The 10,271-nt window shown below is 34.4% G+C and carries 7 protein-coding genes; all 7 read right to left on the minus strand.

The features are described 5' to 3' along the window. Positions 1 to 55 precede the first annotated feature (55 nt). The gene (locus CRO54_RS15105; RefSeq protein ID WP_097132900.1) at positions 56 to 2,011 is read right to left on the minus strand and encodes an amino acid permease; all 1,956 of its coding nucleotides are present in this window, start codon (positions 2,009 to 2,011) and stop codon (positions 56 to 58) included. A 278-nt stretch (positions 2,012 to 2,289) separates the two neighbouring features. Further along, on the minus strand, positions 2,290 to 3,999 hold the full coding sequence (locus CRO54_RS15110) for a M3 family oligoendopeptidase (RefSeq protein WP_097132901.1): 1,710 nt from the start codon (positions 3,997 to 3,999) through the stop codon (positions 2,290 to 2,292). Between the two features lie 70 nt (positions 4,000 to 4,069). Further along, positions 4,070 to 5,428, minus strand: a complete 1,359-nt coding sequence (locus CRO54_RS15115; RefSeq protein ID WP_179747347.1) for a hypothetical protein — start codon at positions 5,426 to 5,428, stop codon at positions 4,070 to 4,072. Between the two features lie 32 nt (positions 5,429 to 5,460). Next, positions 5,461 to 6,423: a glycosyltransferase family 2 protein gene (locus CRO54_RS15120; RefSeq protein WP_097132903.1), complete on the minus strand. Its 963-nt coding sequence runs from the start codon at positions 6,421 to 6,423 to the stop codon at positions 5,461 to 5,463. After that, a complete protein-coding gene (locus CRO54_RS15125) occupies positions 6,413 to 7,624 on the minus strand; it encodes a glycosyltransferase family 4 protein (RefSeq protein WP_097132904.1) in 1,212 nt (403 codons plus the stop codon). The genes CRO54_RS15120 and CRO54_RS15125 overlap by 11 nt, the downstream gene beginning before the upstream one ends. A gap of 70 nt (positions 7,625 to 7,694) precedes the next feature. Next, positions 7,695 to 8,972 (minus strand): glycosyltransferase family 4 protein, encoded by a 1,278-nt coding sequence (locus CRO54_RS15130; protein WP_097132905.1) that lies wholly within the window; start codon positions 8,970 to 8,972, stop codon positions 7,695 to 7,697. Continuing rightward, the gene (locus CRO54_RS15135) at positions 8,947 to 10,257 is read right to left on the minus strand and encodes a glycosyltransferase family protein (RefSeq protein WP_097132906.1); all 1,311 of its coding nucleotides are present in this window, start codon (positions 10,255 to 10,257) and stop codon (positions 8,947 to 8,949) included. The genes CRO54_RS15130 and CRO54_RS15135 overlap by 26 nt, the downstream gene beginning before the upstream one ends. Between the last annotated feature and the right edge of the window lie 14 nt (positions 10,258 to 10,271).

Here is a 10,271-nt window from a genome sequence, read left to right on the forward strand (position 1 = left end):
TGATGAACATGTAATGAACCAATATCTAACCAATTATTAATATCCAACAAATGAACTAATCAACCAATAGACTATCTTCTTTCGCAAGTTTACTATGCTTATAACCATATAAGAAGTAAATCACCAAGCCTACAACTAACCAGATTCCAAAACCTATCCAGTTACTTAATTCTAATTCACACATCATGTATAAACAACTCAGTAATCCCAATACGGGAATTAATGAAAGATTCTTTTTGATTGATAAGTAGGTGACTACTAAACAAATCAAAAAGAAAATCCACATTGGAATTTTGTGTTTAAACAAATGCCAACCGCTTTCATATTTTTTGTGATAGGTAATGACTGATTTATTGATGAAGGTTTCGTACTGCTGGTTGTTAAGATTGCTTAAATAGGCCTCTGCATCAATTTGCTTGCCTTGTAAAACTACCGGACTGGCACTGATTTCGTTTTTTACTGTTTGCAATTCTTCAGTATTTAGCGAAGTGACAAAGCTTACTGGAGTCACTATTTTAGCTTCGTTAGTAACGAAAGCCATGGTCTCCTTTTTAAACTCGGTAAATGCAATTGCTATTCCTCCAACAAAAAGTATAGGGACAATATATTTCGCGTTTGCGTAAGGGATTTTGAACTTGCCGCGTTGAATGTCTGGTCTGTTTTGTAATACTAATACTCCGGCACAAACTAATACAAAGGCAAATAAAGTACCGATAGAACATAAATCGGTTACTGTAGTTAAGTTTAAAAATAGCGATGGAATAGCCACTACAAAACCTACAACTATGGTAGAAAATGAAGGTGTTTTGTATTTAGGATGTATTTTAGAAAACGATTTAGGTAATAATCCGTCGCGGCTCATGCTCATCCAAATACGAGGTTGCCCCATTTGAAAAACAAGCAATACAGAAGCCATTGCAAATACAGCACTCACGGCAATGATACCGCTCATTAATTTCAAGTCTATTTGGTCGAAAACATAAGCTAGCGGATCGCCTACGGCCAAGGTATTGTACTTTACGATACCTGTTAATACCAATGCAATAGCGATATATAAGGTGGTACAGATAATAATTGCCCACATCATTCCCCTTGGTAAATCACGTTGTGGGTTTTTACACTCTTCTGCAGTAGTAGAAATGGCATCGAAACCGATGTAAGCAAAGAATACTGCTGACACACCTTTTAAAACTCCTGATACACCGTTTGGTGCAAATGGATTCCAGTTTGCGGTATCTACATAAAAAACACCTACTGCTAATACCAATAAAATTACTGCCAATTTTACAATTACCATGGCATTGCTGGCATTTCTAGATTCTTTCATTCCTCGATATACCAACCAAGTGATGAAGATAATAATTGCCAATGCAGGTATATCTGCCACAAGATGAAAGCCTCCTATTTGAGGAGCAGTGTTCCAAGCATTTGCGGCGATACGAGTAGCATCATCTAAATTCGCCATGCTTTTTCCAGCATTTACTAAAGCTTGAGCATGTTGGTGACCATTGTAGGCGCTTAAATAATCCATGCTTGCCCAATCTGGAACATGAATTCCGTTGATGCCGAGGGCCGGTATTTTTATGGAGGAAAGTAATCCTGTAAAGTAATCAGACCAAGAAATAGCTACGGTGATGTTTCCTATGGCGTATTCCATAATGAGAGACCAACCTATAATCCAAGCCACTAGCTCGCCAAAAGCCACATAAGAATAAGTATAAGCGCTACCCGATACTGGCACCATTGAGGCAAATTCGGCATAGGCAAACGCTGCGAAACTACAGGCAATAGCTGTAAATATAAATAGGAAAATTACCGCAGGACCGCCGTCGGCACTGGCTTTACCGATGGTGCTAAAAATACCTGCTCCAATAATTGCGGCAATACCAAAAGCAGTAAGGTCTCTTACACTTAGCGTTTTATGTAATGAAGCGTCGTGATCGCCATAGCCTTTTTGGGCATCGGCCAATATTTTACTAACTGATTTCTTTCTGAATAAGTTTTTTAGCATGCGCTATGGTTTGTTTGATTAGCCTCGCAATTTACGATTTTAGATTTATGAATTAAGATTTTTGAATAATGTTATGCTTGCATAATATAGTGCGCTCATAGTACTCTATCCCTACTTGAAACCTACTTGAACCCTACCTTTGATTTGGCCTTGATTATTCTTAAATGCTGTGCGGCCAACTTATACATTGCTCCATGCCATGCCTCCCAATCGAAATGAAGGAGATGAAGCAATGTATAGCTCAAGTTTTAATTCTACTCACAGCGCATATCCAAAACCTAGCCCAGCTTTTCCAATTCTTCTTTTACAAAACTGGCTAGTTCTTTAATGTAAGCGGCGCTAAAATCAAATTTGATCCCTGCCGTTTCGTATATCTCATTCATTGGTTTGGTGTAACCTAGTGCCAATGCATCTAAATATTGTTGCAAACCTTTTTCTGGATTTTCTTTATAGTTTTTCCAGACTGCAATGGCACCTAGTTGTGCAATTGCATATTCGATATAGTAAAAAGGAACTTCGAAAAGATGCAATTGCTTCTGCCATACATTCCCAAATTGCTGTTCAAAGGTTTCCCAATCAGCAAAGCCAGCACCGAAACGAGTGTAAATTTGCTTAAATGCTTCTTCTCTATCAGCTGCATTATGTCCAGGATTGGTATAGATCCAATGTTGAAACTGATCTATGACTGCTACCCAAGGCAGCGTTTTCAATACATCAACCAATTGCTCTTTTTTAGCTCTAATCAAGTCTTCTTCTTTATCAAAATAGACAGACCATTGATCCATTGATATCAATTCCATACTCATCGAAGCTAATTCTGCTACTTCAGATGGACAATGCTTAAAGTCGTTAAGTTCTAAGTTTGCCGTTAAAAAGGTATGGATGGCGTGGCCTCCTTCGTGTACCATAGTTGTTAAATCACGCAGGGAATTGGCAGAGTTCATAAAAATGAAAGGTGCTCCAGTTTCTGCCAAGGGATAATTGTAACCTCCAGGGGCTTTACCCATACGACTCTCGACATCAAAAAGGTTGTTCGCTTTCATGATGGCTAGCTTTTCGCCTAAAGAGCTGTCAATTTGGTTAAAGCAGCTAATGGATTTATCTATTAATTCTTGCCCATTTTGGAAAGGTTTTAATGCTGGCTTACCTGTAGTGCTTACTTCTAAGTCCCAAGGCCTCAATTCAACTAAACCTAGTGCTTCTTTACGTTTTTCGGCTTGTTCTTTTAAGATAGGAACAATTTCTTTTTCAATGGCTTCTGCGAAATCGTAGCAATCTTTAGGCGTATAGTCAAAGCGACCTAAAGCTTGAAACATATAGTCGCGGTAATTTTCGAAACCGGCATTTAAAGCCACTTGGTGACGCAATTTTACCAATTCATCGAACAGAATGTTCAAGTCGTCTTTATCTATGCGTCTTCTGTTCTGAATGGTTTCCCAAGTGTTTTGACGAACGGTTCTATCGGTATCTTTCAAGAAATTGCTCGCTTGCTCTAGCGTATATTCTTGCCCATCAAGCGTTACGCTCATGGCACCAGTAATGCCCTGATATTTTTGTTGCTTTACCTGTAGTTCGGTAAACAACGGAATATTCTCTTCCCTGAAAAGTTCTAAAGCTTTGCGAACTGCACGTAGGTACACGAAGTATTTTTCTTGATCTAGTTCATCCACATATGCGTTTTCAACCAGCTTTTTATTTAATTCGTTAGCAATGGGTGCAATTTTGGGCTCAATCTCCGTAGCAAAATATTGGAAATCTTCTACCAGTTTTTCATTTGCTGTATCGCAACTCATTTTAATGTAACGCCAAGCGAAGTCTTCTTCCAATGCGGCTTCTAACTCACTTTTATCACGTAGCCATTGTTCTAGTTCGGTTGCGCTGTTAATGCTTCTATGTAATAGCTCCTCAAAAATAGGGGATAGGTTCTCCCATTTGATTGTTAAGTTTTGAGGAATGTATGTTCTTTGTTTTTTTATAATAGTGCTCATGTGTATGTTGTTGTAGTGTTTTTAACGTTGAAAGGTTGGGAATGTTTTAAGATCTGTTACAGACTTTAATCTAATTTTTAGTTATAAATGCTTGAAGTTTTCTTATAAATATTTTTCTTAATAATAGGTAAACTAAAAAGTAAGCAATTATAGAAGCTACTATTTTATCTAAGGCCATTTCGAAAGCGGAAAGTTGAAAAAACAAAGGGGTTGAAAAAGCAAAGCCCCATAAAATATTTACCGATTTGGTAACAATAAATTTATATATCCAACCAATTAGAAGCCCGAAACCGAATAGTGGTAGAAACATTAAAATAGGACCGAAGTCTACATAAGTTTCTGCCACATAGCCTAAGCTTATTGACGTGCCTTGATCTGCTCCTACTACTTCTACCCCCGCATATTTTCTAGTCTTTTCTGAGTCATCTATTTCCGCTTTGTCTGGAAAAAGAAAACGTGGCATCAACACATTACTAATTGCACTGTACCAGAGCTTTCCTCCTTCAAAAAGATTATTTTTGTTCGTATTGCTGATGGTTACTGAAAAAAAATCTACATAAGCTATTCGATCAATCAAACTCTCTGTACCAATGTTATAAGAATCATAATCTATATTAGATGTTAGATTCCCCAATTCATCTAAAGCCTCAGTACTACTTACCGTAACTGTTTGTTGCCTTTCTCCTCCAGATAAGAAGTTTCTATAATCTCCTTTCACGCTTTGCCATACAATCATAAAATTTAGTACAATGAAACCTAAAAAAGTAGCAACTCCCCACTCTTTTAAACTAAGTTTTTGTTTCGAAAAAATAAAAGTAATAGCAGTAAGAAAAATAAAGCTTTTGAAATTACTAAAGTAACCAGTTAGCCCTAAAGCAATTTCTACAATTAGAATGATTATAAACGCATTGTATCTATTTTTTGTGTCAGAAATTAGGAAAAATACAAAGAAAATTGCCCATTTGAAGTCGACTAATTTTACTATAAATTGCTGAAGACCTCCTATTACAAAACTATATTTGGTTAAGAAATAGGTTAAGATAACTGCAACAATATAAACCACTACTACTTTTTTAATATCATACTGAATAAGTGTTTGATATACAGGTGGATTTGTTTTTAATTTATGAATAATAGTATTTAAACCTGTAACGATAATAATTAAACTTGTAAGACTTAGTAAAATGGCATATTGGATATCTTCTGGATATATGACTACATCTTCAATTGCTTGAGAGGTTAAATCAGCCTGTAAAATTTTTATACTTACCTGTAGCCATTGCATAGCAAAGGCAGCGAACAGTATAGGTGGTTGACCTTTTTTCCATAATGTGATATAGATATACCATAAGGTAATTAAAGCGTAAGCAGTGAGCAGTACATTACTGGTAATTAAAGAAATTACCAGACCTATTATCAGAGGAAGCATGAGCTTACTATTGCTACTCGAGTTTAGCCTCATCATATTAGTCTTTTATAATAAGACTCGCGTATGCCTAACGATATATAAATTCTTAATTGTATCCATCTTGAAATTATAAAAATTGCTCGGTTCTTTTTGAAAAGTTCTAATTGCGCCAGCCAAGCTAATTTAAACTGTTTTCTTTTCATAAGATAAATAGTCTCGTTGAAAAAATTCACTAAAATCTTTTGTTTAAAAAATTTATGCAGTCTTTCCTTTTCTTCCGGAGCTGAGTTCGCTATTAATTGCTCAAAAATTGGAAGATCTTCTTTAATTCTGAAATAGATACTAGACAATTGATTACTCAATTGCCCATCGTGCCTTCGTAAATATATTAGTGGTTGATCTATTCGACCAATAGGGGCTAAGTAAACTAGTCTTGTCCACATGTCAAAATCACCACTAACTTTATGATCTGTATCGAAGCCATTCACTTTATCTACATATTTTTTAACCAAAGTTACATTGGCAATATTTCCAGGCATACAGCCCCATTTTGCAGAAATAGTACAATAGGTCTGTAAATCAATAATCTCGGGCGTGCTGTCTGCTTTATCATTTATCGTTTTGTTTCCATAGTTATCTATAAAATCTACACGATGGTAGCTCATAGTAATGTAAGGGTGTTTGAGATGAAATGAACAGACGGCGGTAAGACAATTTTCCATCATTACATCATCTTGAGACCAAAGTTTGATCAAAGGACTTTCACATTGCTTCAAAAGAAAATTGAGACTTTTAAATAAACCTTGATTTTCCTCATTTCTAAATAACCTTATCAAGGTAGGATTATTTTCTGCATAAATGAGTAGCTTCTCATAACTTTCATCTGTTGAGCTATCATCGCAGATTAATAATTCAAAATCTTTAAAATCTTGAGCCAATACAGAATCAATACAAGGAGTTAAGAATGTTCCCGCATTGTATACTGGGAGTATAACACTGATTTTTTTAGAATTCATTTATGATAGTTTTAACTTGCTTGTCGAAATTCCAAGCACTTATTATCTTTCTGCTCTCAATTTCTAGAATATTTATATCTTCAGACAAGATGTCTGTTAAAGTTTGTAAGAGGTTAGTCAAATCACCTGTATTAAATATTTTGCCATTTAAATCTTCTTTTACCAAATCTATCGCACAGCCTACTTTATTTGATGCAATAATTGCTTTTCCAGCAGCCATTGCCTCATTAATGGCTAAACCCCAAGTTTCTGCTGGACCTTGACTGGGCAAGCAAAAGATATTACAAGCTTGATAAATTACAGGCATTTGACTTTGATTTTGGAAATCCATAAAATGAATATTTTTCGTTTTTCCTTTTTTTTCTCTCGTTAATTGCTGTTCGTTGCTAGCCTTTTGTTTAAGTTCAGTTTCTAGGATTCCATTGCCGACAAATAGAAGGTGTATAGTAGCTTGATCGTTGGTCGTTGATCGTTGATCATTTTTCGTTTTCAGTTGATTAAGTTTAATGAATGCATCAAGTAACAGTGTAGGATTTTTCTTTTGCTCTAGTTTTCCTGCAAATAGAATTAAAAGATCTTTTTTGTTAATCCCTAATCTGCTCCTTAATGCCTCTGCTTCTTCTTTCCGGTTTTCAGCAAATCGTTCGTTATCGATGGCATGCGGAGCAAAAAATAATTGACTTTCTTTTAAGCCGTACGCTTTGAAGTAAGTTTTGTTATTAGTACCCACATAAAAAGCCTTATCTACAAAGCTATACACCCATTTTAAATAGATTTTTTTTAGGATTGATTTAAATGCAGATTGATGATCTAATAGCGTAGAATCTCCTCTAAACCAAATTGGGATTTTGCCTTTAAAATACCGCATCACTTTAAAATGACTTTGGTAGATATATCCATAAACCAAGATAACATTTGGCGAGAAATCTTCTATCCTTGTTAAAATATTAGGATTGATGATACCTTTTCCATGATGTGAACCTGGATCTTTAGCTGTGTTTTCTAACAACTCGTAATTGTAGCCATCTAGTAGGGGGACATCCCATTCAAAGGTCTTGCCAAAATCTGGATCGTATTTAACCGCAATCCCGCTTCTACCCCAAGTATAGAATACCTTTAATTCACATTGTTTAGCTAAAAGTCTAAATATGGGGACGTAATATTGAATAGGATGGGAGATAATTATAGCTAGTTTTTTCATGTTTCAAAAAAACAAAAAATCTGAATGTATTAATTTTTATCCTCGATTAATTTTCAAAGTTTAATTTTATTTACTTTGATAAAAAACTGAGAAGTTTTTTTGAGTTTAAATATATTTTGAAAAATAATGGCTGATGTATAATATTTATAAATATTTTTTTTAAGGGGCTAATTGAAACATTGTGAGTATTTGCAATGTCATAAATATCTTGAGAGTTCACAGAAGTTGTAAATCCAGCTTGGTTTAAATTCCTTTTTAAAGAACTTGTATTTTCAGATTGCAGACAAATTTGTACAATTTCTATCGCTCTTTTCGTAATAGTTTCTATATTGAAATTATTGTTTATGAATTTATGACCATTTATACCGAATTCTTTTCGAAGATGAGGCTGATTCTTTAAAAAAATTATCTTGTCGATAAAATCTTTTTTATCTTTCGCAACAAATCCTCCTTTACTATCTCCAATTAATTCAAGCTGTGTATTGTCTTTTAATGGTGTACTTAAAGTAATCACGGGCGTTTTATAGAATAACGATTCCGCTAAGACCATTCCGAAACTTTCTCCTATTTCAGCGGCATGTATAAAGATGTCGAATGATTTATATAGCGCAGCTAATTCTTTATCACTATTTGTAGTAGGCAATACAATAATATGATCTCTTACATTTTTTGGATAATTACTTAATATTTTATTTAGAGATGGAGGTAAACCAACCAGTACCAAATAATAAGTTTGCTCTACATTTAATAGATCAGAGAGTACGTCAAATATAATTTTATGCCATTTAGCATCATACGGTTGTCCAATTCGACCTAATATAAAAGAGTCTTCAGGTAAATTAAAGTTTTTTTTTTCTACAGATAAATTATTTGAAAGTGCTAAGGTGTCAATTGGGTACGGCAAAATATTACCAATTTGTTTCGATTTACTGGTCCATTGTTGCCATTTCCATAAACACCATCTCGACAATTGCAGATGAACATCTATGTAGACGGCATCAGCAGAATAATCGGGCCTTCCAAAAACATTGGTTTCTAAAATCCTATTTTGCTTTGTTTTTAGAAATTTAATTATGTTTATAGTGGCTTTACATTTAGAACCGCTTCTATGTATATGTATTATTCTAGGTTCCCACAACCTTATGTCAGATAAGACTTTATTCAGATCTTTTGATCCATCATATATGCCAATATCATGGTTAGAAAGAAATTCAGATCTAATTCCCTGGCCTTTCAAAGTCAGTACTTTTACATCATGACCAAGTTTTTTATATCCAGTAGAGTAATTTTGTGCTGCACGTTCAGTACCACCGATCCCGAGATTATCTACTATCGTTAATATTTTCATAATAATTATTTTGACCTATAACTTTATCTAGACTTTCTGCGAGCTTCATTGTGCTCATTTCAGCCGAATATTGATCGAATTCAGACAAGTTTACATTATCCATCGAAAAATTCGAAATGAAGTTTAGATGTTGAGACCAAATTTTTGCGAAATTTTTGGAAATTAGTGATAACTCGTCCTCTCCATCAAAAGCCAATAAGGTTCCAATATTTGTACTTTTTACTACTTGACACGCAGAGCTTTTTTTATGTAATACAGCAAAAACAGGTTTTTCACTAAGTATCGACTGATAGATTTTGGAGGGTGTATAATGAGGCTCAGTACTACCTAGTATAAATGTCCCGTCAGCAGCATTTAGATGTGATAGTACGTCTAAGTATGGTATTCTCTTTGGATATTCAAATATAATATCATTCCAAAGTTCATATTTCTGAGCTAGTTCTTTAATATTAAAACCATTCGGGTCATCTGGAGATGTACCAGTTCCGATAAAATGAAACCTAATATTTGTGAATAGGTCTTTATTTTTCTTTATCGATTTAAGTATTTCATTTAGCGTTTCAAATGCTTTTGGTAACATTGCTCCAGCATAAACAAAATCTAATTTACCAGATACTTTTTTAAATATATAGGTATTTAATTTCAATTCTGTCGCAATTAAATTATCTCTTTTTTCTCCACCATATGGCATTGCAGTCGTCACAACATGATCTTTTAGCTTTGGATTTCTTATTAAGACATCTTCATAGTATCCCGGAGCTACTCCTGTTATTAAACTTGCGTGTTTAATAGAGATGGGTTCTAAAATTTTATTTATCTGCATCGATAACCAGTACTTTCCCAAAAAAGATGTGCTTTGGGGAAGTTTATAAACCCAAGGATCGATATAATCAATCCCATATCTGATCTTCGTTTTTCTATATATTAAACGTCCAATTAGTGCGGTATAAAAAGTCGGGATGGGAATGTATATAAAATCAATTTTTTCATTTCTAACTATTTTAAGAACTCTTTTGTAAAGCTGATAGAATGCTCTGATACCAATTTCATTTATGATTTTGATCTTTTTATTGGAAATTGCATTCACCTTCTCTATACGTAGATTCTCAGGTAGTAATTTCACTATATCCCAATCGTAGTTAAAATCATGATATTTTTCATCAACAGTAACGATAATAGGATTCCAACCAAATTTGGGAAGATGTTGAGCGAACAAACGGCTTCTATGTACAGAAGCAACATTTGACGGAGGAAATAAAGGGGTAATTATGATAATGTTCTTCATTGAAGGCTCAAAAA

Source organism: Pedobacter xixiisoli, from assembly GCF_900215335.1.
In the GTDB taxonomy this organism is placed as follows: domain Bacteria; phylum Bacteroidota; class Bacteroidia; order Sphingobacteriales; family Sphingobacteriaceae; genus Pedobacter; species Pedobacter xixiisoli.

What these genes read in the sequence shown, in the direction of transcription:
- CRO54_RS15105 (WP_097132900.1), bottom strand. Translation starts at nt 2,011, where the DNA reads ATGCTAAAAAACTTATTCAGAAAGAAATCAGTTAGTAAAATATTGGCC.
- CRO54_RS15110 (WP_097132901.1), bottom strand. Translation starts at nt 3,999, where the DNA reads ATGAGCACTATTATAAAAAAACAAAGAACATACATTCCTCAAAACTTA.
- CRO54_RS15115 (WP_179747347.1), bottom strand. Translation starts at nt 5,428, where the DNA reads ATGCTTCCTCTGATAATAGGTCTGGTAATTTCTTTAATTACCAGTAAT.
- CRO54_RS15120 (WP_097132903.1), bottom strand. Translation starts at nt 6,423, where the DNA reads ATGAATTCTAAAAAAATCAGTGTTATACTCCCAGTATACAATGCGGGA.
- CRO54_RS15125 (WP_097132904.1), bottom strand. Translation starts at nt 7,624, where the DNA reads ATGAAAAAACTAGCTATAATTATCTCCCATCCTATTCAATATTACGTC.
- CRO54_RS15130 (WP_097132905.1), bottom strand. Translation starts at nt 8,972, where the DNA reads ATGAAAATATTAACGATAGTAGATAATCTCGGGATCGGTGGTACTGAA.
- CRO54_RS15135 (WP_097132906.1), bottom strand. Translation starts at nt 10,257, where the DNA reads ATGAAGAACATTATCATAATTACCCCTTTATTTCCTCCGTCAAATGTT.